The sequence below is a fragment of the Roseomonas sp. USHLN139 genome (assembly GCF_037145735.1).
GTDB lineage: Bacteria > Pseudomonadota > Alphaproteobacteria > Acetobacterales > Acetobacteraceae > Pseudoroseomonas.
In genome coordinates, this window is the sequence record NZ_JBBCWY010000001.1 from 439,638 (window position 1) to 463,528 (window position 23,891).

At 71.9% G+C, this 23,891-nt stretch carries 22 protein-coding genes; 14 read left to right on the top strand and 8 right to left on the bottom strand.

Going from position 1 to position 23,891, the window contains the following annotated elements:
• Positions 1–31 precede the first annotated feature (31 nt).
• Positions 32–793, bottom strand: coding sequence for an alpha/beta hydrolase (locus WFI16_RS02055; RefSeq protein ID WP_419896125.1), 762 nt, complete (start codon positions 791–793; stop codon positions 32–34).
• Positions 790–1,947, bottom strand: a complete 1,158-nt coding sequence (locus WFI16_RS02060) for a fumarylacetoacetate hydrolase family protein (RefSeq protein WP_419896126.1) — start codon at positions 1,945–1,947, stop codon at positions 790–792. Before WFI16_RS02060 ends, WFI16_RS02055 begins: the two co-directional genes overlap by 4 nt.
• 123 nt (positions 1,948–2,070) lie before the next feature.
• Here WFI16_RS02060 and WFI16_RS02065 point away from each other — a divergent pair, with 123 nt between their 5' ends.
• The 5 genes from WFI16_RS02065 (at position 2,071) to WFI16_RS02085 (ending at position 7,338) form a co-directional block, all read left to right on the top strand.
• The gene (locus WFI16_RS02065; protein WP_419896127.1) at positions 2,071–3,411 is read left to right on the top strand and encodes an ABC transporter substrate-binding protein; all 1,341 of its coding nucleotides are present in this window, start codon (positions 2,071–2,073) and stop codon (positions 3,409–3,411) included.
• Positions 3,411–4,337 carry a carbohydrate ABC transporter permease gene (locus WFI16_RS02070; RefSeq protein WP_419896128.1) on the top strand — a complete coding sequence of 309 codons (927 nt, stop codon included), beginning with the start codon at positions 3,411–3,413 and terminating at the stop codon, positions 4,335–4,337. The genes WFI16_RS02065 and WFI16_RS02070 overlap by 1 nt, the downstream gene beginning before the upstream one ends.
• Entirely contained in the window at positions 4,337–5,152 is an 816-nt protein-coding gene (locus WFI16_RS02075) for a carbohydrate ABC transporter permease (protein WP_419896129.1), read from the top strand. The genes WFI16_RS02070 and WFI16_RS02075 overlap by 1 nt, the downstream gene beginning before the upstream one ends.
• 144 nt (positions 5,153–5,296) lie before the next feature.
• Entirely contained in the window at positions 5,297–6,427 is a 1,131-nt protein-coding gene (locus WFI16_RS02080; RefSeq protein WP_419896130.1) for a glycosyltransferase family 4 protein, read from the top strand.
• Positions 6,424–7,338, top strand: coding sequence for a glycosyltransferase family 9 protein (locus WFI16_RS02085; protein WP_419896131.1), 915 nt, complete (start codon positions 6,424–6,426; stop codon positions 7,336–7,338). Before WFI16_RS02080 ends, WFI16_RS02085 begins: the two co-directional genes overlap by 4 nt.
• 7 nt (positions 7,339–7,345) lie before the next feature.
• On the opposite strand, the gene WFI16_RS02090 is transcribed toward WFI16_RS02085, so the two are convergent.
• Positions 7,346–7,798: an Lrp/AsnC family transcriptional regulator gene (locus WFI16_RS02090; protein ID WP_419896132.1), complete on the bottom strand. Its 453-nt coding sequence runs from the start codon at positions 7,796–7,798 to the stop codon at positions 7,346–7,348.
• A gap of 246 nt (positions 7,799–8,044) precedes the next feature.
• On the opposite strand from WFI16_RS02090, the gene WFI16_RS02095 reads away from it, so the two are divergent.
• The 3 genes from WFI16_RS02095 (at position 8,045) to WFI16_RS02105 (ending at position 10,712) form a co-directional block, all read left to right on the top strand.
• The gene (locus WFI16_RS02095) at positions 8,045–8,653 is read left to right on the top strand and encodes a glutathione S-transferase N-terminal domain-containing protein (RefSeq protein ID WP_419896133.1); all 609 of its coding nucleotides are present in this window, start codon (positions 8,045–8,047) and stop codon (positions 8,651–8,653) included.
• Positions 8,646–9,137: a hypothetical protein gene (locus WFI16_RS02100; RefSeq protein WP_419896134.1), complete on the top strand. Its 492-nt coding sequence runs from the start codon at positions 8,646–8,648 to the stop codon at positions 9,135–9,137. Before WFI16_RS02095 ends, WFI16_RS02100 begins: the two co-directional genes overlap by 8 nt.
• A 162-nt stretch (positions 9,138–9,299) precedes the next feature.
• Positions 9,300–10,712, top strand: a complete 1,413-nt coding sequence (locus WFI16_RS02105; RefSeq protein WP_419896135.1) for a M20/M25/M40 family metallo-hydrolase — start codon at positions 9,300–9,302, stop codon at positions 10,710–10,712.
• Here the strand turns inward: WFI16_RS02105 and WFI16_RS02110 are convergent, their stop codons facing one another.
• Positions 10,713–11,585 carry a LysR family transcriptional regulator gene (locus tag WFI16_RS02110; RefSeq protein WP_419896136.1) on the bottom strand — a complete coding sequence of 291 codons (873 nt, stop codon included), beginning with the start codon at positions 11,583–11,585 and terminating at the stop codon, positions 10,713–10,715.
• Positions 11,586–11,690: 105 nt separating this feature from the next.
• Here WFI16_RS02110 and bla point away from each other — a divergent pair, with 105 nt between their 5' ends.
• Complete coding sequence (bla, locus tag WFI16_RS02115) at positions 11,691–12,566, top strand: class A beta-lactamase (protein WP_419896137.1); 876 nt, start codon at positions 11,691–11,693, stop codon at positions 12,564–12,566.
• 288 nt (positions 12,567–12,854) lie between these two features.
• Here the strand turns inward: bla and WFI16_RS02120 are convergent, their stop codons facing one another.
• Both WFI16_RS02120 and WFI16_RS02125 read right to left on the bottom strand, forming a co-directional pair.
• Entirely contained in the window at positions 12,855–14,033 is a 1,179-nt protein-coding gene (locus tag WFI16_RS02120) for a PP2C family protein-serine/threonine phosphatase (protein WP_419896138.1), read from the bottom strand.
• The gene (locus tag WFI16_RS02125; RefSeq protein ID WP_419896139.1) at positions 14,030–15,694 is read right to left on the bottom strand and encodes a methyl-accepting chemotaxis protein; all 1,665 of its coding nucleotides are present in this window, start codon (positions 15,692–15,694) and stop codon (positions 14,030–14,032) included. The genes WFI16_RS02120 and WFI16_RS02125 overlap by 4 nt, the downstream gene beginning before the upstream one ends.
• Positions 15,695–15,856: 162 nt before the next feature.
• Here WFI16_RS02125 and WFI16_RS02130 point away from each other — a divergent pair, with 162 nt between their 5' ends.
• The 5 genes from WFI16_RS02130 to WFI16_RS02150 all read left to right on the top strand — a co-directional run bounded on the left by WFI16_RS02130 (position 15,857) and on the right by WFI16_RS02150 (position 20,511).
• Positions 15,857–16,570: an RraA family protein gene (locus tag WFI16_RS02130; protein ID WP_419896140.1), complete on the top strand. Its 714-nt coding sequence runs from the start codon at positions 15,857–15,859 to the stop codon at positions 16,568–16,570.
• Between the two features lie 4 nt (positions 16,571–16,574).
• Positions 16,575–16,982 (top strand): hypothetical protein, encoded by a 408-nt coding sequence (locus tag WFI16_RS02135; RefSeq protein WP_419896141.1) that lies wholly within the window; start codon positions 16,575–16,577, stop codon positions 16,980–16,982.
• Positions 16,983–17,118: 136 nt separating this feature from the next.
• The gene (locus tag WFI16_RS02140) at positions 17,119–17,742 is read left to right on the top strand and encodes a class I SAM-dependent methyltransferase (RefSeq protein WP_419896142.1); all 624 of its coding nucleotides are present in this window, start codon (positions 17,119–17,121) and stop codon (positions 17,740–17,742) included.
• Positions 17,743–17,860: 118 nt separating this feature from the next.
• Positions 17,861–18,349, top strand: coding sequence for an acyl-CoA thioesterase (locus WFI16_RS02145; RefSeq protein ID WP_419896143.1), 489 nt, complete (start codon positions 17,861–17,863; stop codon positions 18,347–18,349).
• 62 nt (positions 18,350–18,411) lie between these two features.
• Entirely contained in the window at positions 18,412–20,511 is a 2,100-nt protein-coding gene (locus WFI16_RS02150) for a putative bifunctional diguanylate cyclase/phosphodiesterase (RefSeq protein WP_419896144.1), read from the top strand.
• A gap of 208 nt (positions 20,512–20,719) precedes the next feature.
• On the opposite strand, the gene WFI16_RS02155 is transcribed toward WFI16_RS02150, so the two are convergent.
• Positions 20,720–22,312: an ABC transporter substrate-binding protein gene (locus tag WFI16_RS02155; RefSeq protein ID WP_419896145.1), complete on the bottom strand. Its 1,593-nt coding sequence runs from the start codon at positions 22,310–22,312 to the stop codon at positions 20,720–20,722.
• A complete protein-coding gene (locus WFI16_RS02160; RefSeq protein WP_419896146.1) occupies positions 22,312–23,835 on the bottom strand; it encodes a serine hydrolase domain-containing protein in 1,524 nt (507 codons plus the stop codon). The genes WFI16_RS02155 and WFI16_RS02160 overlap by 1 nt, the downstream gene beginning before the upstream one ends.
• Positions 23,836–23,891 lie beyond the last annotated feature (56 nt).

Consider the following 23,891-nt stretch of genomic DNA (forward strand, 5'->3'; position numbering starts at 1 on the left):
GTTCGGGGGCGGAGCCCCCGAGCTTTCTTTCTTAAAGAAGTTCTTCCAGCGTGTTGGTCAGCGTCGCGATGTCCTGGTCGCGCGACAGCCGGTGGTCGCCGTCCTTGATCAGGACGACCTTGGTGTCGTTGGACCCGATGTGGTCCGCGATCCTGATGGCCGTCTGCCACGGCACTTCCGCGTCGCGCATGCCCTGCAGTAGGCGGACCGGCCCGGCGAAGGGCAGGGGGGCGTTCAGCACGCGCTGCTGCTTGCCGTCCTCGATCAGCTGGCGGGTGATCGGCACCGGCGGGCCGTAGGGGCTGTCGAGGTGGATGATGCCGTCGCGCAGCAGGGCTTCCTGCTGGGCCGCGGAAAAATGCGGCCACATCAGGTCCTCGGTGAAGTCCGGCGCCGCGGCGATGCCGAGGATGGCCTGGATGCGGTCGGGCATGCGGCGGCTGAGCAGCAGGCTGATCCAGCCGCCCATCGAGGAGCCGACCAGGATGAGCGGCCCGGTGGTCAGCTTCTCCAGCAGGATGGCCGCATCTTCTGCCCAGCTGCCGATGCAGCCATTCTCGAAGGAATCGTCGCTGGCGCCGTGGCCGGCATAGTCGAAGCGCAGGAAGGCCTGGCCCTGGGCCGCGCACCAGTCGCGCAGGGCGAGGGCCTTGCTGCCCTCCATGTCGGAGCGGAAGCCGGCCAGGAAGACGACGGTCGGCCCGTCGCCCTCCAGCCGCGCCCAGGCCAGGTGGGTGCCGTCGCCGCGGTCGAGGCGGCCGGCGGTCTCGGCGTCGAGCAGCGGCTCGCTCATGCGCGCGGCAGGCCGCGGCGGGCGAGGTTGGTCATCAGCGCGCCGATGCCGAAGGTCCAGGGCGGGCATTCATCGGTGCGGCGGACGGTGTTGCTCAGCGCGCCGAGGCGCGGGCTGGCGATGCGCACCACGTCGCCCATGCGGTGGGTGAAGCCGGCGCCGGGCGCGCCGCGGTCCTTGGAGGGCGAGAAGGGGGTGCCGAGGAACAGCGCCGCGCCGTCCGGATACTGGTGGTGGGCGTTCAGCATCTGGCCGACCAGGTCGGTCGGGTCGCGGCTGATGCTGCCGACCAGGCCGCTCTCGTCCAGGGAGAAGCCGTCCTCGCCGGTGATGGTCAGGCGGATTTCTGCCTTCCGGATGTCCTCGATACCGAAGTCTTCCGCGAAGAGGCGGATCGCCGGGCCGATGGCGCAGGCGGCGTTGTTGTCCTTGGCGCGGCCGAGCAGCAGGGCGGAGCGCCCCTCGACGTCGCGCAGGTTGACGTCGTTGCCGAGCGCCGCGCCGACGATGGTGCCGGCCGCGTTGACCGCGAGGACCACCTCGGGCTCCGGGTTGTTCCAGTCGCTGCCGGGATGGATGCCGATCAGCGCGCCGGAGCCGACGGCGGAAAGCGACTGGCCCTTGGTGAAGACCTCCGCATCCGGGCCGATGCCGACCTCGAGATACTGGCTCCACCAGCCGCGGGCGATCAGGTTCTCCTTCAGGGCCATGGCCTCGGCGCTGCCGGGGCGGAGGGCGGCCAGGTCGTCGCCGATGATGCCGCGGATCTCGCCGCGCACCCGCTCGGCCTGGCTGGCATCGCCGCGGCAGCGTTCCTCGATCACCCGCTCCAGCATCGAGCGGGCATAGGTCACGCCGCAGGCCTTCAGCGCCTGCAGGTCGAAAGGGGCCAGCAGCCGGTAGGGGCCCTCGCCCGCCAGCAGCGCCGGCAGGTCGAGCGCCAGCGGCTCGCCCTCGGCGCCGATGGCGCTGACCGGGTCGGCGCCGTTCAGCCAGGTGCTGACGGTGCCATAGGCCGGGGTCATGTCCATCACCTGGCCGCCGGAGATGGCGAGCGCCAGCGGCCCCTCGGGCCCCTCGGCGCGCAGCGCGAAATGGCCGTCGCGCCAGTCGGACGGCAGAGCGGTGGGGGCGGCGGGGTCGGGCTGGGTCATGCGGCGATGTCCTCCATTTCCGGCTTTCTCGTAATCCTAACCGATGGCGCTTGCCATCCGCCCCGCGGCGATGAAAGCATAACATCACAACCGGCGAAGCCGGGACCGGGGAGGAGTATGACGATGTCCGAGTTCACGCGGCGCGATGCGCTTCGTGCCGGCCTTTTGGCCGTGCCTGTCCTTGCCGCGCCGCCGCTGGTGGCCCGGGTCGGCGCCCAGCAGGCCTTCGACTGGCAGCGCTTCAAGGGCGAGAAGGTCGAGGCCAGCCTGACCTCCAACCCGCGCTCCTCCCTGCTGATCCAGCACCAGCGGGAGTTCGAGGAACTGACCGGCATCAAGGTCGGCGCCGAGCAGATCCCGGAGCAGCAGCACCGGCAGAAATTCGCCATCGAATTCGCCTCCGGCCGGCCCTCCTTCGACGTGGTGGGCATCAGCCTGCACGTCAACAAGCGCCAGGTCGGCCGCGCCAAGTGGTGCGCCGACATCAAGCCGATGCTGCAGGATGCCACGCTGACGGCGCCGGATTTCGACTTCGCCGATTTCGGCGAGGGCGCGGTCGCCTATTCGACCCAGGCGGATGGCCGGATGGACACCCTGCCGGAGTTCACCGACTACTTCATCCTCTACTACAACAAGGACCTGCTGGCGGCGAAGAACATCGCCGTGCCGAAGACCTTCGATGAGCTCTACACCGCGGCCCGCGCGCTGACCGACCCGGCGAAGCAGCAATACGGCTTCGTCGGCCGCGGCCTGCGCAACGCCAATGTGGTGCTGTGGAGCTCCTTCCTGCTCGGCACCGCGCAGCGCGACACGGTCAGCGCCGACATGAAGCTGCTGACCGACACGCCGGACGCGGTCTGGGCCACGCAGATGTACCAGAAGCTGATGCGCGACTGCGCCCCGCCGGGCAATGTCGGCTTCAACTGGAACGAGTGCCAGACCACCTTCATGCAGGGCCGCGCCGCCTTCTGGATCGATGGCGTCGGCTTCGCGGCGCCGCTGGAGGACAAGACCCGCTCCCGCGTCGCCGGCAAGGTCGGCTATGCGGTGGTGCCGGCCGGCCCGGCGCACCACCATTGCGCGCTGTTCGGCACCGCCTTCGGCATCAGCGAGCAGAGCCGCCGCAAGGGCGCCGCCTGGTACTACCTGCAATGGGCCAGCGGCAAGGCGAACCAGCTGCGCTACCTGACCTCGGGCGCCGGCGCCCCGGCCCGGCGCAGCCCGTTCAGCAACGAGGAGGCGATCAGCAGCAGCCGCTTCCCGCGCGACTTCTTCACCACCCTGTCGGAGAGCGCCCGCATCGCCCGCCCCGGCCTGCCGGAGATCGTCCCGGTCACCGAGTTCCGCGATACCCTGGGCACCGCGCTGACCAACACCATCGGCGGGGCCGATCCGGCGGCCGAGCTGAAGCGCGCCACCGACGCCTTCCGCCCGGTGCTGGAGCAGTCGGAGCGCGCCACCTGATGGCTGACGGGGCCACCGCCCTGCCGGGAGGGGCGGCCACCGCGGCCGCCGCCCCGCGCCGCCGCAACTATGCCCGCCGCTATGGCTGGTTCATCGTCCCCGCCGGCATCGTGGTGCTGGCGGTCATCCTGTTTCCCTGGGCCTTCACCCTGTTCATGTCGGCGCATGAATGGAAGATCGGCGGCGGCCATCATTTCGTCGGGCTGGACAACTACCGCAAGCTGTTCACCGACGACCGCTTCCTCTGGTCGATCGCGCGGACGCTGTATTTCACGGCCCTCGCCGTGATCCTGCCGATGGTCTTCGGCGTGGTGGCGGCGCTGGTCTTCGCCCGCAACTTCCCGCTGCGTGGCCTGGCGCGGACCATCTTCATCCTGCCGATGATGGCGACGCCGGTGGCGGTGGCGCTGGTCTGGACGATGATGTTCCACCCGCAGCTCGGCGTGCTGAACTGGATCCTGACCCAGTTCGGCATCCCGCCCAGCATGTGGATCTACGACGCGAAGACCGTCATCCCGACGCTGGTCATGGTCGAGGTCTGGCACTGGACGCCGCTGGTCATGCTGATCGTGCTCGGCGGCCTGGCCTCGCTGCCGATCGACCCCTATGAGGCGGCCAAGATCGACGGCGCCAATGCCTGGCAGTCCTTCCGCCACATCACCTGGCCGCTGCTGCTGCCCTTCATCGTGGTGGCGCTGATCATCCGCACCATCGACGCGCTGAAGGCCTTCGACACCATCTATGTCATCACCCAGGGCGGCCCCGGCACCAGCAGCGAGACCATCAATATCTTTCTCTATCTGCAGGGCTTCGCCTACTACAACATGGGCTATGCCAGCGCCGTGGTGGTGGTGTTCTTCCTGCTCATCGTGTCCCTGGCGGCGTTGCTGCTCTGGACCCGCAACCGGGTGAAGGACGCGGCATGATGCGCATCCTGGAAAAGCTCGGCTTTGCCCTGACGGTGCTGATCCTGGTCTCGCCCGGCGCCATGGTCTTCCTCTGGATGCTGTCGCTGGCGCTGAAGACCGAGCTCGACAACACCGCCTGGCCGCCCGTCTTCATCCCCGACCCGCCGGTCTGGGACAACTTCTTGTCCGTTTTCGCCCGCAACGATTTTCTTCTCTATACCTGGAACAGCGTGGTGACGTCGTTCAGCGCCACCGGCCTGGCCCTGCTGATCGGCGTCCCCGCCGGCTACGGCATCGCCAAGATGCGCGCGACGAGGGCGGCCATGCTGATCCTGATCGCCCGCATCACCCCGGGCCTCTCCTACCTGATCCCGCTCTTCCTGCTGTTCCAGTGGCTGGGCCTGACCGGCACGCTGACGCCGATCATCATCACCCACCTGGTCATCACCGTGCCCATCGTGGTCTGGGTCATGATCGGCTTCTTCGAAGGCCTCCCCGCCGAGCTGGAGGAAGCCGCCCTGGTCGACGGTGCGACCATCTGGCAGGCCTTCCGCCACGTCGCCTTCCCGCTGGCCCGGCCGGGGATCACGGTGGCGACGATCCTCTCCTTCATCTTCTCCTGGAACAACTTCATCTTCGCCATGGTCCTGGCCGGGCGCGAAACCCGCACCCTCCCCGTGGCGGTGAACAACATGCTGACCTTCGAGCAGATCTCCTGGGGACCCCTCGCGGCGGCCGCCCTGCTGGTGACCCTGCCGGTGCTGCTGCTGACCCTCGCCGCGCAGAAGCAGATCATCGCGGGGCTCACGGCAGGGGGCGTCAAAGGCGGGTAGAAAGGTTCCGGGGGCATTGAATGCCCCCGGGCCCCCGCATCACCGGCCGTGACACGCGCAGCACCAAAGACTGCACCCCCGTCAGGGCAGCACGGCGGGACGACAGGCTGGTCAGGCACCCAGCCTGCCGGTATGCCAAAGCCCATGTCCACCAGGCCCGCCATCCTCCAGCTGCTGCCCGCCCTGAACAGCGGCGGCGTCGAACGCGGCACCCTGGAAATCGCCGAAGCCCAGGCCGCGGCCGGATACTACCCCATCGTCGCCTCCGCCGGCGGCCGCCTGGTGCCCGCCCTCGAAGCCCTCGGCGCCACCCACGTCACCCTGCCGCTGACCGGCAAGTCGCCCTTCGCCTGGGCCGCCAATGCCCGCGCCCTGCAGCGAGTGATCCGCAGCCACGGCATCCGCCTGGTCCATGCCCGCTCCCGCGCCCCCGCCTGGGCCGGCCTGTCGGCCGCGCGCCGCGAAAACATCCCCTTCGTCACCACCTATCACGGCGCCTACAACGAGAATTTCCCCGGCAAGCGCCTCTACAACTCGGTCATGGCCCGCGGCGACCGCGTCATCGCCATCAGCCATTTCATCGCCGATCTCATCCAGGCCCGCCACGGCACCGATCCGTCGCGCATCCGCATCATCCCGCGCGGCGTCGACCTGCGCCTCTTCGACCCGGCCATGGTGGCGCCGGACCGGATCGAGGCGCTGCGCCAGGAATGGGACATCCCGCGCGACCGTGCCGTCCTGCTGCTGCCCGCCCGCATCAGCCGCTGGAAAGGGCAGGGGGTCCTGCTCGACGCCCTCGCGACAATGGAAGAAAAGCCCTTCGCCATCCTGCTCGGCGACCATGGCCGCGGCGCCTATGCGGAAGAGCTGCGCCGCCGCATCGCGGCGCTGGGCCTGACGCGGGACGTCGCCATGCCCGGCCACACCGGCGACATGCCCGCCGCCCTGCTGCTGGCCGACCTGGTGCTGCACGCCTCCACCGACGCCGAGGCCTTCGGCCGTAGCGTCGTCGAGGCCCAGGCGATGCGCCGGCCGGTCATCGCCGCCGATCTCGGCGCCCCGCGCGAGACGGTGGCGCAGGGGATCACCGGCTGGCGCGTCCCGCCGGGCGACCCGGCCGCCCTGGCCGAGGCCATCCGCGCTGTCCTCGCCCTGCCCGAGGCCGCCCGCGCCGCCATCGGCGACGCCGCCCGCGCGGCGGTGCAGCGCGACTACACCACGGCGGCGATGCAGGCCTCGACCATCGCCGTCTATCGGGAGCTGCTCGGCGCATGACGACGCGCATCCTGGTCATCAAGCTGGCGGCGCTCGGCGACTTCGTGCAGGCCTTCGGTCCCTTCGCCGCCATCCGCGCCCACCATCCCGGCGCCGAGATCACCCTGCTGACCACCAGGCCCTTCGCGGCGCTGGCGGAAAAATCGCCCTGGTTCGACCGCGTCTGGGCCGATGGCCGGCCGTCCTGGGGCGACCTGCGCGGCGTCGCCTCGCTGGCATGGCGGCTGCGCCGGGCGGGCTTCGACCGGGTCTATGACCTGCAGACCTCCAGCCGCTCCTCGCGCTACCGATTGTTCGTCGGGGCGCGCGCCGAATGGTCGGGCATCGCCGCCGGCGCCAGTCACCCCCATGCCAATCCGCGGCGCGACGCGATGCACACCGTGGAGCGCCAGCGCGAACAGCTGGAGATGGCCGGGATTTCCGCCTTCCCGCCGCCCGCCCTGGACTGGCTGGCGGGCGACCTGTCGTCCTTCGCGCTGCCCGACGAATTCTTCCTGATGATCCCCGGCGCCTCGCCCGGCCGCCCCGGCAAGCGCTGGCCGGTCGGGCATTTCGGCGACCTCGCCGCAGCCTCCGACATCCCCGCGGTGATCCTGGGCGGGCCGGCGGAAAAGGAGCTGGCGGCGCGCATCGCGGCGGCCGCGCCCTCGGCCATCGACCTGACATCGCGCACCGACCTGACCCAGATCGGCGCGCTGGCCCGGGAGGCGCGCTACGCCATCGGCAACGACACCGGCCCGACCCATCTGGTGGCCGCCGCCGGCTGCCCGACCCTGGCGCTGTTCGGGCCGGAGAGCGACCCCGCCCTCTGCGCCCCGCGCGGCCCCGCGGTCGCCGTCGCCCGCGGCCTGCCCATGGCCGACCTCTCGGTCGAGGCGGTGCGCCGGGCGCTGGCCAGCCTCGGCGCCTGACCCGGCCTCAGGGCAGCGGCGAGATCGTCCGCTTCAGGCTGCGCAGCGCGAAGGCGGTGCGGGTGTGGCGCACGCCCGGCAGGCGGTAGAGCTTCTCGCGCAGCAGCGCCTCGTAGCCGGCGGTGCCGCCGACCGCCGCCTTGATCAGATAGTCGTATTCGCCGGTGGTGAGGTGGCATTCCAGCACCTCGGGCATGTCCTGCACCGCCTGCTCGAAGCGGGTCAGCGCCGCCTCGTCATGCTTCTCCACCATGATCTCGACGAAGACGGTGTCGGGCAGGCCGAGCTGCGCCTGGTCGAGCAGCGCCACATAGCCCTGGATCACCCCCGTCTGTTCCAGCCGCCGCACCCGGGTCCAGCAGGGCGAGGGTGACAGGCCGACCTCGGCGGCCAGCTCGGCATTGGTCAGCCGGGCGTTGCGTGCGAGCGCCCGCAGGATGCGGTGGTCGGTCTGGTCCATGGGCGAACTCTCGTCTCAGGCGGCGGGGCGTGCCGCGGGGCAGCGGGCGGAGGTCGTTGTCCGGCAACCTGGCAGGTCAGGCGCGAGTCTAGGACGGCGCCCGCCGGAAAGGGGGCAAATTTCTGCCACGTTCAGGCTATAGCCCGGTGCCAGGGCAGTGTCGGACCAACCAGCGGTTGTGATCGACACTGCAACATTGACAGCGGAGGTCATTTGCTCACAGCATCGGGAGGAGAGGGGACGGCAATGCGCCTGCATGGCTATCGCCGCTGTGTTGCAACCTGGCGCGTCCAGATCGCCCTCGCCCTGAAAGGGCTCGAGGTCGAGAAGCTGCTGCGCGACCCGTCCGACGAGATGCCTGCCGCCGGCCTGCCGCAGGGCCCGGCGCCGGTCCTGCAGCTGCCCGATGGCACCACGCTGCACAATGCCACCGCCATCCTGGAATGGCTGGAGGAGATCTGGCCCTCGCCGGCGCTGCTGCCGCCCGACCCGGCCACCCGCGCGCGGGTCCGCGCCTTCGCCCAGGCGGTTGCCGGCGAGGTGGAAATGCTGCACCACCCCCGCATGCTGGCCCGCCTGCGCGCCACCGGCGCTTCCGAGGGCCAGGCCCAGGGCTGGGCCCGCCAGGCCATCACCGAGGGGCTGGAGGCCGGCGAGGCCCTGCTCGACCATGCCGCCGGTCCCTTCTGCTTCGGCGACACCCCCGGGCTGGCCGACATCCACCTGGTGCCGCAGCTGCAGATGGCGCGCCGCTTCGGGGTGGAGCTCGTCTTCCCGCGCCTGATGGCCGCCGAGGCCGCCAGCCTGACCCTGCCGGCCTTCCACGCCATCCTGCGGGAGACGCAGCATGCCTGATCGCTTGGTCTGCAGCCTGCGGTTGTGCATGCGCCGCTTCTACGCGTCATCCGGCGCGGTGGCCAGCATCGGCTTCGCCATTCTGGCGAGTGCGCTGCCGGGCGCCCCGGCCCGGGCGCAGCAGCCGCTGCGCGCCATCGCCGTCCCCGCCGAGGCCGGCATCGTCATCCCGCCGCGCGGCCAGGACCGGCCGCGGCTGGTGGCCCCGCCCGCCGGCAGCGGCGCCGCGGCACCGGGCGGCAGTGCCGGTCACGGTGCGCTGGCAGGGGGCGTGCTGGCGGGTGGCGCGGTGGCCGAGGCGGCCGCGCCCGTCCTCCTGGCGCCGGCGACGGGCATCGGGCTGGCGGCGCCGCTCGGCATCGGCCTGCCGCTGGCGGCGGCGGCGCTGCTCGGCACCGGGGCGATCGGCGGCGGCTCGGGAGGTTCCTCGGGGGCGGCCACCGCCCCGTCCTCGGGCGGGGCGCCGGCCCGGACCAGCCGCTGATCCGGCGTGGCGGCCGGGCCAGGCGCGGCGGAATATTGGCCCTGGCGTGACCATGGCCGTTGACGGGGGGCGCGCCCCGTCGCATTGCCTGCTGCCAGCGCGCCGTGGCCATCCCTGATGCCGGGATCCACAACCACGGACCGGGAGAGGGAGTTCGGGGTGATGGCGACACGGGATGGCGCCCTGGCGCGGGCGGCGCGCTGCTTCGACGAGGGCGGCTTCGCGGCCCGGCTGGGCGCGCTGGTGGCGATCCCCTCGACCTCGCAGGAGGAGCAGCACGCGCCGGCGCTCGCCCGCTACCTGGCCGAGGGCATCGCCCCCTGGCTGGCCGAGATGGGCTTCTCCCATGCGATCCATGCCAATCCGGAGCCCGGCTTCGGCCCGATCCTGCTGGCCACCCGCATCGAGGATCCGGCGCTGCCGACCGTGCTGCTCTATGGCCATGGCGACACCGTCGCCGGGCTCGCGACGCAATGGTCCGACGGCATCCCTCCCTGGGCGGTGACCGATCGCGGCGACCGCTGGTACGGCCGCGGCACCGCTGACAACAAGGGGCAGCACGCCATCGACCTGGCCGCGCTGCAGGCGGTGCTGGAGGAGCGCGGCGGCCGGCTCGGCGCCAATGTCAAGCTGGTGCTGGAAACCGCCGAGGAGCGCGGCAGCAAGGGCCTGCGCGATTTCGTCGCCGCCCATGCGGCGGAGCTCTCGGCCGATGCGCTGATCGCCTCCGACGGGCCGCGCGTCGAGCCCGGCCTGCCGACCATCGCGACCGGCACCCGCGGCACCTGGCATTGCGACCTGGTGGTGCGGCTGCGCCAGGGCGGCGTGCATTCCGGCCATTGGGGCGGGCTGACCACCGATCCGGCGATCCTGCTGGCGCATGCGCTCTCCACCATCATGGACCGCAACGGCAAGATCCTGGTGCGCGGCTGGCTGCCAGGCGACGGGCTGGGCAGCGGCGTGCCGGCCGCGGTGCGCGCCGTGCTGGAAGGCTGCCCGGTCGGCGGCGGCGACGGCGCGGCGACCATCGACGAGGGCTGGGGCGAGCCCGGCCTGACCCCGGCCGAGAAGATCTACGGCTGGAACAGCTTCATCGTGCTGGCGATGACCAGCGGCGTGCCGGAGAACCCGGTCAATGCCGTGGCGCCCGATGCCCGCGCGCATTGCCAGATCCGCTACACCGTCGACAGCGATCCGGCCGAGTTCGGCGCGGCGCTGCGCCGCCACCTGGACCAGCACGGGCTGGAGGCGGTGGCCATCGAGAATGCCGCCATCCGCATGCCGGCCAGCCGCACCGCGCCCGACCATCCCTGGGTGCGCTGGGCCCAGGCCAGCATGCAGCGCAGCCTCGGCCAGCGGGTGCAGATCATCCCCAACAGCAGCGGCGGCCTGCCGGGCGACGTCTTCGTCGACCATCTGGGCGTGCCGCTGGTCTGGGTGCCGCACAGCTACAATGGCTGCAAGCAGCACGGCCCGGACGAGCACCTGCTGAAGGCCCCGGCGCGGGAGGGGCTGCTGGCCTTCGCCGGGCTGTGGTGGGACCTGGGCGAGGCCGGCACCCCGCCGCGCAGCTGATCAGTCGCCGAGCGCGGCCTCGGCCAGCAGCCAGTCCTGGAAGGACTGCAGCGCCGGGGTCATCGCCCGCGAGCGCAGCCGGGTCAGCCAGTAGCTGCCCAGCGCCACCTCCTGCGCGAAGGGCCGCACCAGCCGCCCCGAGCGCAGGTCGCGGGCAAACAGCCGCGCCGGCAGCAGCGCGACCCCCGCCCCCTGCGCCGCCGCCTCGGCCAGGGCCAGCGAGGAATCGAACAGGAAGCCGCGCAGCGCCGGGCAGGGCAGGTCCAGCGCGCCGAACCAGCGCGCCCATTCATCGGCGCGGTAGGAGCGCAGCAGCGTCTCGGCGGCGAGGTCTTCCGGCCGCCTGAGCCGCGGGGCCAGCGCCGGCGCGCAGGCCGGGGCGAGGGGGGCGGCAAACAGCTCCACCGCCTCCGTCCCGTGCCAGGCGCCGTCGCCGAAGCGGATGGCGCCGTCCAGCCCTTCGCCCGCCAGGTCGACCCGGTTGTTGTTGGTCTGCAGCCGCAGGTCGATGAAGGGATGCGCGGTCCGGAAGCGCTCCAGCCGCGGCAGCAGCCAGCCGACGGCGAAGCTGCTGACCACGCCGAGCGTCAGCACCTCGTGCAGCCGGCCGCCCTCGAAGCGGTCCAGCGTGCCGGCGATGCGGCGGAAGGCCTCGGCGATCTCGGGCAGCAGGGCGGCGCCCTCATCGGTCAGCGCCAGGCCGCGCGGCAGGCGGCGGAACAGCGCGACACCCAAATTTTCCTCAAGGCTCTTCACCTGATGGCTAATGGCGGCCTGGGTGACATGCAGCTCCAGCCCCGCCTTGGTGAAGCTGAGATGGCGGGAGGCCGCCTCGAAAGCCCTGAGCGCGTTCAGGGGCAGATGGGTGCGCATCGCTTCATGCCCAAATTTTTCTGAGGTTTCGCCCGAGATCTCCCCGTTTGTCGAGGGGGCTCGCGCCGGCCAGTTTGCCGCCGCACCGAACCGGAGGACGACCCGATGACCATCCCTCGCCGCAGCCTGCTCGCCGCCGGCCTGGCCCTCGCCACCAGCCCCGCCCTGGCGCAGCCCGCCACCCCCCTGGAACGGCGCCTGGCCCAGATCGAGGCGCGCAGCGGCGGCCGCCTCGGCGTCGCCATCCTGGTGGCCGGCACCAGCCGCCACGCCGGCCACCGTCTCGACGAGCGCTTTCCCCTCTGCAGCACCTTCAAGGCCCTGGCCGCCGCCGCCGTGCTGGCCCGCGTCGATGCCGGGCAGGAGCGGCTCGACCGCCCGGTGCGCTTCACCCGCGAGCAGGTGGTGGCCTATTCCCCCGGCACCGAGGCGGGCGCCGGCGGCCCCGGCCTGCCGATGCGCCATCTCTGCGAGGCCGCCGTCACGCTGAGCGACAACACCGCCGCCAACCTGATGCTGGACAGCCTGGGCGGCCCCGCCGGCCTGACCGCCTGGCTGCGCGGCCTGGGCGACGCCACCACCCGCCTCGACCGCATGGAGCCGGAACTGAACGAGGGCACCCCCGGCGATCCGCGCGACACCACGAGGCCGCTGGCGATGAGCCAGACCCTGGAGAAGCTGATCCTCGGCGAGGCCCTGAAGCCCGACAGCCGCGCCCTGCTGACCCGCTGGCTGGTCGAGAACAAGACCGGCGACGAGCGCCTGAAGGCACAGCTGCCGGCCGGCTGGCGCGCCGGCGAGAAGACCGGCACCGGGCCGCGCGGCAGCACCAACGATGCCGGGATCCTGTGGCCGGCGGACGGCTCGGCGCCGCTGCTGGTCTCGGCCTATCTGACGGGAACCTCAGCCCCCCTGGCTGCCCGCAACGCGGCTCTCGCCGAGGTGGGGAAGGCAGTGGCAGAGTTCTATAAAGCCGTTTGAAGGACAAGGAAGATTGGCAAGGTCGGGGGAATGAATTCCCCCGCGCAAACGTATACGTTTGCGCCCATCTTCTTTCTGTCAGACTGCCGTGTCCACGTGGGGACAGTAGGTGAAACGGCCCGGTGGCAGCGCGACCTGTGAGGGTGCGCTGATTTTGTATGACGGTGTCCCGCGACCCGTCATAAAGCGCTGCCCGTCAAACGGCCAACAGAACAGAAAAAAGAAGGGGTCCAGGGGAATTCATTCCCCTGGCCTGCCCCTGTCTTCTCTTACGACCCCTGTCTTCGCTTACGACCGTCGCAACACCAGCGCCGTGATGTCATCCGCCTGCGGCGCCCCGTTGACGAAGGCTTCGACGGCGTGGAGCAGCGCCTCGACCACGCTGGCCGCCGGCCGTGTGGCGCAGGGTTCGAGGGCGGCTTCCAGCCTTTCGCGGCCGAAGAAATCGCTGTGGGCGTCCTCGGCCTCGGTGACGCCGTCGCTGAACAGCAGCAGCGCCTCGCCGGCGGCCAGGGACAGCGGATCGCTGCCATAGGGGTAGTCTTCCAGCGCGCCCATGGCGGGCTGGCGGGTCAGGCCGGTGAGCGGCGCGATGCCGGTGGCGGAGAGGCGATAGGGCGCCTCGTGGCCGGCGACGCAGATGCGGCCCTCGCCGGTGGTGGCGTCGAGCACGGCGAGCGCGATGGTGACGAAGGTCAGGCTGTCATTGTCGCGCGCCAGGTCGTCATTGGCGCGGGTGATGATCGCGGCCGGGTCGGGGGTGGTGCCCCCGGCGGCGAGCAGCACGGCGGCGGCGCGGATCAGGCCCAGGCTGCGCGCCATGGTCAGGCCGGCCGGCGCGCCCTTGCCGGAGACGTCGGCGACCGTGATCAGCAGGGTGTTCGGGTCGATGCGGAAGGCGTCGTAGAGGTCGCCGCCGACCTGGCGCGCCGGCACCATGGCGGCGCAGAGGTCGAGGCCGGTGGGCGCGATGGCGCGGAAGTCGCGCGGCACCAGGGAGAGCTGCGCGGCGCGGGCGGATTCGAGCTCGGCCTCCAGCAGCGCCAGGCGCTGGTCGGCGAGGTCGCGCAGCCGCTTCTTCTCCAGCACCGCGCCGAGCCGGGCGCGCAGCAGCGGCAGGTCGAAGGATTTCGGCAGGTAGTCCTCGGCGCCGAGCTCGATGCAGCGGACGATCTTCTCCATCTCGGTCAGCGCCGAGATGACGATCACCGGGGGGGCGGCGCCGCGGGCGGCGTGCAGCTGCTCCAGCACCGCGATGCCGTCGAGCCTGGGCATCTCCAGGTCCAGCAGCACCACGTCGAAGCGCTGGCGCTCGATGGCGGCCAGGCCCTGCTCGCCATCCTCCGCCATGGTGATGTTGGCATAGCCCAGCTCGCCGAGGCGCCGCTTCAGCATCAGCCGGTTGAAGCTGCTGTCGTCGACGATCAGCAGGGCGACGTCGCCCTGACCCTCCAGCGTGGCGCTCATGCGCCCTGTCCTTGGATGCCTTGGCCGGCCATGCTTTCCACCGTGTTCCTTGTCTCGGTCGCCAGTTTCGCCAGGTCGATCATGGTCACGGTGATCTCCTCGGCCGCGGTCGCGTTGGACTGGCCGATCCGGGTCAGGGTGCCGACGCGCGCATGGATGTCGGTGACGGTGGCCTGCTGCTGCTCCATCGCCACCGCGATGGCGCCGGAGAGGCGGGCGCTCTCGGCCACCAGCCGCTCCAGCGCGTCCATGTCCTCGCCGACGGCCGCCGCCGTGCCGCTGCCCTCGCGGGTGCGGCGGCCGGCGATCAGCACCACGTCGGCGATCTCCTGCGCCAGGCTTTCGCTGCTGGCGGCCAGCGCCCGCACCTCCTCGGCGACGACGGCCAGGCCGCGGCCATGCTCGCCGGCGCGCGCCGCCTCGATCGCCGCGTTGATCGCCAGGATGTTGGTCTGCGTCGCGATCTTGGCGATGGTGCCGGCGATGCGCGTCACCCGCTCGGTGTCGTCGCCGACCGCGTCGACCAGCTCGATCAGGCTGCGCACCTTCACCAGGTTGATGCCCAGAAGGTCCTTCGCGTGCTGCGCCTGGTCGTTCGAATCGGCGGTGGTGCGCACCACCTCGCGGATGGCGCTGGCCGATTGCGACAGCGCCTCGGCCACCTGGCGCAGCTCGGAGAGCTGGGTCATCGAGCCGTCGCTGACCTGGCCGATGGCATCCGAGGCCTGGGCGGTGGCCACCGCGGTGCGGCGGGCGTTCTCGGCCGCCTGCTCGGACAGGCTGCGGCTGGCCTGCAGCCCCTGCTTGAAGACGACGACGGCGCGCGCCATCTCGCCCAGCTGGTCGGCGCGCGCGGTCTCCGGCACCGCCTGGTCCAGCCGGCCGCGCGCCAGCCCGTCCATGGCGCCGGCGATGCGGCTGAGCGGGCGGGCGATGAGGGCCACCAGCACCACCAGGATCAGCGCGCAGCCGGCGAGGCCGGCGATGCCGGCGGCCAGCACGATGCGGCGGGCCTGCTCGGCCAGCTCGCGGGCATCGTGCAGGCTGGCATCGCCGCGCTTCTGGACGAAGTCGCGCGCCGCATTGGCCACCCGCGTGTAGGTGGTCATGTAGTCCAGCCATTCCTCCTGCAGCGGGCCGAAGGCGGCGCGCTGGCGGCTGGCGAAGGCGCTGCGCACCTGCTCGACGAAGCCGGGCATGCGGGCGGCCATGTCGCGCCCGCCGCTCATCAGGATCGGGTCCAGCTCGGCGCCGAGCAGCTCGTTGACGCGGTTGAAGCTGGTCAGGATCCGCTCCGAGCCGCGCACCATGCGGGGTGCGGCCGGCACCGGCTGCAGCACGCCGGCGATGACGCTGGCGAAGCCGGCGGAGAAGTCGGCGACATGCTGGGTCAGTTCGTCGACGGCGGCATCGGCGCTGCGGTCGCGCACGCCGATCTGCTCGATGAAGGCGGCCTGGCGCTGGCCGGTGACCAGCGCCGTGCCGCTGAGCAGCAGCACCACCCCCAGCATCAGCGCGGCGACCAGCCCGGCGCGGGTGCCGATGCGCCCGGTCCAGGCGGCGAGCCGGCCGCGGCGCGCGCCGCCGCGCAGCGTCCCGCCGCGCGGCGGAGGGGCGGCAGGGGCGGGCAGGACCGGTTCGGCGGGCGGGGTCGCGGACATTCTGTTCCCGGACGGAAAGCAGGCCGCAGGCTACCGCCTCCACGGGGGGCGCGCCAAGCGGCGGGCGGCGGAAGTGATGCGCGGGCGGCGGCTTTGCGGGTTGCCGGGGGGCGCCACGGGGGCAAAGCTGGCCGGGTCCAAGCAAGAAACGGAGGGCCGATCATGGCCGATGCCGCCGCCTATCCCTTCACCGCCGCCGATCTGGAGGCGCTGCGCGCCTGGGACACGCCGACCATCTGCAATGCGCTGGAGCTGGTGGCGCCGGAGCGGCGCGGCCATGGCTACACGCTGCGCCCGCTGGTCGCCGCCGATGTCACCCTGAAGCCGGTCTGCGGCCTGGCGCGCACCGGCACCATCCGCGCCGCCGCCCCCTCCGGGCGCCTCGCCGAGGTCGATCGCGGCATCCGCACCGGCTGGTACGAATATGTGGCGCAGGCCGCCATGCCGACCGTCGTGGTGCTGCAGGACCTGGACGACACGCCGGGCTATGGCGCCTTCTGGGGCGAGGTGCACAGCGCCGTGCACAAGGCGCTGGGCGCGCAGGGCTGCGTCACCAATGGCTCGTTCCGCGACATCGACGCGCTGGCGCCCGACTTCCAGATCCTGGGCATCGTCAATCCGAGCCATGCCTATGTCCACATGGTCGGCTATGGCCAGGAGGTGTCGGTTCATGGCATGGCCTGCGCGCATGACGCCGTGGTGCATGCCGACCGGCACGGCGCCGTGGTGATTCCGCATGCGGTGGTGCGGCAATTGCCGGCGGCGATCGAGCTGGGCGCCCGGCGCGAGAAGGTCATCCTCGACCTGTGCCAATCCGACCGCTTTTCCGTGGCGGCGCTGAAGGAGGCGCTGTCGCGGGCCCAGGAGATCCACTGACCCCATGACGACCCCTGTCCGTCTTCCTGTCCTCCTGCTGGCACCGCTGGCCTTCGCAACGTCAGCCCTGGCGCAGGAGGATGGCTGGTCGCGCTTCCTGCCGGAGACCGCCCCCGGCATCGTGGCCTGCCTGGAAGGCGAGGCGGGGGCCGCCGCCACCGCCGCCCTGCCGATGAATCGCGGCCGGGTGCTGGTGCGGATCACCCGCCGGGACGGCGACCGGCTGGAATGCGTGGCCGAGCTGGGCGCCCCGGGGAGCCGCGCCCGGCGCGAGCAGAGCCGCAGCGTCGGCGCCGCCCCGCCGCTGCCGGGCGAGGACGCCCAGCGCCTGAGCCTGGCGCCGCTCTGCCCGGGTGCGGCGCCGGTGCCGCAGGCGGCGGGGCTTTTTCTGAATCCGCCTGGTTGCCGGTAAGGCCCGCCGCGCCCGGAAAGGGCGCGGCGGCACATGCCGAGAAATTATTGCGAAAACAAATGTTAACGGATGGACAGATTTGGCGGGGCCCGTTAGGACAGTCTGATAATAAAGATTTCTTCGCAGGGAAGTCCGGATGACTGGAATTTTGGACGCGATCGGCCGCCGCCACGGAACCGACAAGGCTTCCGACCGGAATGACTTTCTTCGTTTCTACGAACCCTTCGTGGCGCCGATGCGCGACCAGCCGGTCAAGGTGCTGGAGATCGGCGTGCTGGGCGGCGGCTCGGTGCGGATGTGGCGCGACTACTTCGCCAATGGCCAGGTGATCGGCGCCGACATCAACGAGGCGGTGCGCGCCTATGCCGGCGAGCGGCTGTCCATCGAGATCGCCGACCAGAGCAGCCTGGAGGACATGCGCCGCCTGGCGGCCATGGGGCCCTTCGACCTGATCATCGACGACGGCTCGCATGTCTGGAAGCACCAGATCGACAGCTTCAACACGCTGTTCCCCTCGCTGCGGCCCGGCGGGCTCTACATCATCGAGGACCTGGACACGAGCCATGGCCGCTACATCCCCGATTATTGCGGCGGCGGCGGCCCCTCCTGCATGCAGTACCTGCAGACGCTGAGCGACTGGGTGGTGGGCTGGCGCCAGATCGACGGCATCGAGGCCAATGAGGAGCTGCGCCGGCTCTGGCCGATGGTCGACTACACCGCCTTCTACCGCGGCACCGGCCTGATCCGCCGCAAGTACTGACGCGCGGCGGCCGCACCGCCTGCCGCCGTTCCCCAGGGCGCGCGGCTTGGCGGCCTGCCGCCGCTGCGCCAAGCTGGCCGCGGGCGGATGGGTCCGATCACGGGGTGGGCGAGGGGCGATGGACGGCAGGAACGGCGCTGCGGTGATGCAGGAAGCGGCGAGGGAAGCGGCGAGGGAGGCGATCGGTCCCGTCCGCCCCGAATGGACCGACCACTACGGCCACATGAACATGGCCTTCTACCTGGTGGCCTTCGACATGGCGACCGACCTGCTCTGGCCGCGGCTGGGGCTGGGGCCGGCCTTCCGCGCCCAGGGCCTTGGCACCTTCGCCGCCGAGAGCTGGGTCGCCTATCAGCGCGAGGTGCTGGAGGGCATGCCGCTGGCTGCCAGCAGCGAGGTGCTGGCGCATGACGCCAAGCGGCTGCTGCTGCGCCACCGGCTGTTCCATGCCGAGGAAGGCTGGCAGAGCGCCGAATGCGAGTTCCTGTTCCTCTGCGTCGACCTGGAGAAGCGGAAGGTCGCCGCCTGGCCCGAGGCGGTCCAGGCGGCCTTCGCGGCGCAGGCCGGCGGGGCACCGACGAAACGCCTGTCGCTGCAGCGGCCTTAACCCGGCGATAAGCCAGCCCCCCTAGCTTGCGCCGAAACCGCGGGCGGGGGGGCGATTCTCGGATGGTGGAGGCTGGGCCAGGACAGGCCGGCGGCGGGACGGCGGCACCGCCGGCACGGGCCGCCTTCGACGCCGCCACCCTGCCGCTCGACCGGCTGACCACGCCGCTCTGGGTCTATGACATCGACCGCGGCCGGGTGATCTGGGCGAATGCCGCCGCGCTGCTGCTCTGGCAGGCCGCGAGCCGGGAGGAGCTGGCGGCGCGCGACCTCGGCCGCGAGCTCTCCGCCGCCGTCTCCCGCAAGCTGCGCCAGTACCAGGAGGATTTCATCGCCTGCGACGCCAGCTTCGTCGAGGTCTGGACGCTCTATCCGAATGGCCGCCCGCGCCCGGTCACCGCCGCCTATCGCGGTCTGCGCCTGGCGGATGGTCGCATGGGCATGCTCTGCGAGGCGCTGGGCGATGTCGAGGCGCGCGCCGACACGCTGCGCAGCGCCGAGGCGCTGGTGCATACCTCGGTGATGATCGCCCTCTACGACCATGCGGGCGAGCTGCTCTACCGCAACCCCGCCGCCCGCGCCGCCCTGCCGCCCGGCGGCGCCAGCTTCGCCGCCCGCTTCCTCGACGGGGCGGCGCGCGAGGCGATGCAGGCGGCGCTCGACCAGGCCGGCGAGGCGCGCCTGGTGGCCCAGCTGCGCACCGCTGGCGGGCCGCGCTGGCACGACATGACGCTGCGCCGCTGCCGCGATTCGGCGACCGGCCGTCCGGCGCTGCTGGTCAGCGAGGTGGATATCTCCGAGCTCAAGGAGGCCGAGCGCAAGGCCGACTACCTGGCCACCCATGACAGCCTGACCGGCCTGCCCAATCGCGCCTCGCTGCAGCCGATCTTCGACCGGCTGCGGGCGCAGGCGGACCGGGAGGGCGGCGGCATCGCCCTGCTGTTCATCGACCTGGACGGCTTCAAGCCGGTCAACGACGTCTTCGGCCATCCGGTCGGCGACCGGCTGCTGGTGGTGGTGGCGCAGCGGCTGCGCGCCTGCCTGCGCGCCGGCGACGGCGTCGTCCGGCTCGGCGGCGACGAGTTCCTGCTGCTCATCCGCCGCCCACCGGAGGCCGGGCTGGCGGGCGGGCCGCAGGCGGGGATCGACGCGCTCGCCGGCCGCCTGCGCGAGGCGCTGTCGCAGCCGATCCAGCTGGCCGCGCACCGGCTGCAGGTGACGCCCTCGATCGGCATCAGCCTCTATCCCGAGCACGCCGCCGAGGTGGAGCTGCTGGCGCAGCAGGCCGATCTCGCCCTCTACGAGGCCAAGGCCGCCGGCCGCAACGTCTGGCGCTACTTCCTGCCGCAGATGGAGCAGCGCGCCCGCGACCGCCTGACCCTGGAGGAGCAGCTGCGCGCCGCCCTGCGGCAGGACGGGTTCTTCCTGCTCTTCCAGCCGCGGCTGTCGGTGCGGGAGGGGCGGGTGCTCGGCGCCCAGGCGGTGCTGCGCTGGCGCCACCCGCAGCGCGGCCCCATCGACCCCGAGGATCTGCTGCGCGTCTGTGCGGCGCCCGGCCTGCTCGACCCGCTGGGGCAGTGGCTGCTGCTGTCCGCGGCGCGGCAGCAGGCGCGCTGGGCCGCCCAGGGCTTCGGCGCGGTGCTGGCGGTGAAGCTCTATCCGCGGCTGTTCCGCGCCGCCGACGGGCTGGCCCTGCTGCAGCGCATCCTGGACGAGAGCGGCTGCGACCCGCGCCGCCTGGAGCTCGAGGTCACCGAGGCGATGCTGGCGGCCGAGCCCGCCGAGCGGGTCCGCGCCCGCCTGGTCGCGCTGCGCGCCATGGGCTTCCGCCTGGCGGTGGAGAGCTTCGGCAGCGGCCCGGCCAGCCCGGTGGCGCTGCGCAGCTTCCCGCTGGACCGGCTGAAGCTGGCGCCCGCCGGCCTGCCGCCGGAAGCGGCCGGGCTGGTGGCCTCGCTCGGCCGGCTGCTGGGGGTGCCGATGCTGGCGGAGGGGGTGGAAAGCCTGGAGCAGCTGGAATGGCTGCGCGCCGAAGGCATCGACGACTACCAGGGCGAGCTCTGCAGCCCGCCCTTGCCACCGGAGGAAATGGCCGCGCTGCTGCGGGCGGACCGGGAATGGGTGCTGCCGGTGGAGGAGAAGAGCCTGGGCAGGCCAGGAGAATGAATTCTCTTTCTGTTGGCCGTTGAATGCCCAGCCGCTGCACCACGGAGGGCATCACGTCGGGAAGCTATTTCAAAAAAATCAGCGCATCCCCAAAGGTCGCGCCGCCGATTGGCCGTTTCACGTCCTGTCCCCACGTGGACACGGCAGTCCGACAGAAAAAAGAAGGGGTCCAGGGGAATTCATTCCCCTGGCCTGCCAAAATCTTCCCTCAGTTCTTCTCGATATTCCAGAACACCATCACCGGCGCGTTCAGCACGCCGCTGATGTTGCTGCGCCGGGCATAGGGCTGGTCGAACTGCCCCAGCACGCGATAGGGCTGCGACGCCGCCAGCCTTGCGTGCAGCGCGTTCAGCGCCGCCTTGCGGCTGGCCTCATCCACCGCATCGACCACGGCGCCGCGCAGGCGTTCGGCCTCGGCGTCGCAGGGCCAGCCGGCCCAGGCGCGCTCGCAGGCGCTGTTGGTGCCGATATTGGTCACCGGCGACTGCATGGTGCCGCCCGAGGCCGTGGTGACGAACAGGTTCCAGCCGCCCTGGTCCGGCGGGTCGCGCCGCGGCTGCCGGCTGGTGACATTGCCCCAGTCGGCGAATTGCAGGTCGACGTTCAGGCCGATCTTCTGCAGCGAGGCGGCGGCGACCTCGGCCATGCGCCCGATCGCCGGGATGTCGTGCGAGGAGATCATCACCACCCGCTCGCCCTTGTAGCCGCTCTCGGCCAGCAGCTGGCGCGCGCGTTCCAGGTTCGGCGTGGCGTAGTCCGCCGTGCCCGCCTCGGTGCCGTTCGGGCCGCCGCAGATGAAGAAGCTGGCGCAGCGCTTCCACCATTGTTCGTCGCCATAGCCGGCGGCCATGAAGTCGCCCTGGTCGGTGGCATAGGCGAGCGCCAGGCGGGCGCGCGGGTCGTTGAAGGGCGGGTGCAGGTGGTTCGGCCGCAGCATCGCCTGGTTGGCCAGGCTGGCATAGCGCTCGACGGCGATGCCGCGGCTGCGGCTGATCACCGGGATCAGGTCCTGGCTGGGCTGTTCCCACAGGTCGATCTCGCCGGTCTGCAGGGCGGCGGCCGCCGTCGCCGGGTCGGGCATGATGTGCCACTCGACCCGGTCCAGCTTGACCACGCGGCCGCCGGCCAACCCGTTCGGCGGTTCGGCGCGGGGGACGTAATCCGGGTTGCGGTCGTAGACGATGCGGGCGCCGCTGCGCCATTCGGCGCGGTTGAAGCGGAAGGGGCCGCTGCCGATGGTCTCGGTCACCGGGCGGGTGGGGTCGGTGCTGGCGTCGCTCTCGCGCATGATCGCCGGGATCTGGCCGGTGGCCGAGCCCAGCGCGAAGGGCACCATGCCCATTGGCCGGTGCAGCCGCAGCGCGAAGCGGCGCTCGTCGATCACCTCCAGCGCCGCGGTGTATTCGGCCAGCTTCACGCCGACCGTGTCGCGCGCCATCCAGCGCTTCAGCGAGGCGACGACGTCGCGGCTGATGACCGGCTGGCCGTCATGGAACCGCAGCCCCTCGCGCAGGCGGAAGTTCCAGGTCAGGTTGTCGGCCGCGGTCTCCACCTGGTCGACCATCTGCGGCTGCGGGTTCAGCTGGCTGTCCCAGGCGAACAGCGTCTCGTAGAGCATCAGCCCGTGCATGCGGGTGATGGTGATCGAGGCGAAGACCGGATCGAGCGTGCGCAGATCGGCATGCGGCGCGACGCGCAGCACGCGGCTGGCCGGCGGCGGGGCGGTCTGCGCCGCGGCCGGGAGGCCCCAGGCCAGGGTTGCACCGGCCAGCAGCAGGCTTGCGAGGCGTGGGCTTTTCATCAGCGCGGATCCCGGACGTTCTGGGGCCGGAAGTGCAGCACCCGCGAGCGGTGGCTGGCAAGCCGCAGCGATCCGTCCGCCTGCAGCCACAGGCAGGGCCGGTGCCGCCAGGGCCCGTGCTTCAGGTCGGCCAGGGCGCGGCCGCCGGGCAGCGGCGTCAGCCGGCTTTCGGCGCCGAGCCCGCCCGGCCCGGGCATCCGCGCCGTGCCGTCCGCGCGGATCTCGATCCGGCTGCCGTAGTCAGGCTCTTCCCAGACTCCCACCAGCCGCGGGTCGAGCGGCGTGCCGGCCGGCATCTTCTCCAGCCGCCGCGCGACGCCGCCGATTCGCCCTTCCAGCCGCGTGTCGCCCTGCGCCTGGAGAGCGATGTCGAGATAGGCGGGGATGCTGCGCAGCATGCCGTCGCGGCCCTGCAGCAGCCGCTCGAAGCCGCCCATGACGCTGATCGAATCCGGCCCGAGCTCGGCCCAGAACGGGCCCTCCGCCTCGGCATAGAGGCCGGGTGTCAGCGCGGCCGGCACCGGCAGCGGCTCGCCCAGCAGCGCCGCCAGCACGGTCAGCGCCGGCCAGAGCGCATCCTCCTCGCGGTTGGTCAGCACCACCACGCCGACGCCCTGATCGGGCGCCATCAGGAGGTGGTTGCGATAGCCCGGCAGCGAGCCGCCATGCCCGATAATCCGCACCTGCCCCAGCCGCGTCTCCACCAGGCCGAGGCGATAGACGCTGTCGCTGCCATCGGCGAAAGGCCGCGGCGCGGTCAGCCGGTCGAGCATCCCGGCCAGCGGCCCGGCGCCCGACAGCAGCGCCGCGCCCCATTTCGCCAGGGTCGCGGCGCTGGCCACCAGCCCGCCCGATGGCGAGAAGTGCATGCCGTAGCGGCCGCGCCGCCAGGACAGACCGTCCCACCAGTAGCCGGTGGCCAGGTCGCGCAGCGGCTCGGTCTCGTCGGCCGGGAAGCCGATCCGCAGCCCCAGCGGCGCCAGCAGCCGCCGCTCCAGCGCCGCGCGATAGGGGGTGCCGCGCTGCGCCTCCAGCACCGCCTCGGCCAGCCGCCAGCCGGTGTTGGAATAGGCCATCTCCTGCCCCGGCGGCGCGCAGAGCCCGGGCAGGCGCTTCAGCAGCGCCATCACCTCCTCCCGCGCCAGGCTGGCGGTATAGGGAATGCCCTGTTGCCACAGCACCTCCATCATGTCCGGCAGCCCGCCGGTCATGTCGAGGGCCCGGCCCAGCGGCACCGTGCCCACCGCCTCCGGCAGGCCGTCGACCAGGCTGCCCAGCGGCGCCTGCATCGACAGGCCCTCCAGCAGCAGGGTCGCCGCCATGAAGTGCTTGCTGATCGAGGCCAGCCGGTTCTCGCTGTCCGGCGTGAAGGGCACCGACAGCTCGAGGCTGGCATAGCCGCCGGCGCTGGTGGCCTTGATGCCGGCGGCATCGAACAGGACGATGGCGCCGCCGGGGCCGCGCTCCTCCGACCATCGGCCGGCGATGGCGGCCGCTTCGGCGCTGGCACGGTTCCAGACCATGGACGTCCCTCCTGGCATTCCGCGAGGAGCGTCGCGCCGGGACGCGAGCAAGGCAA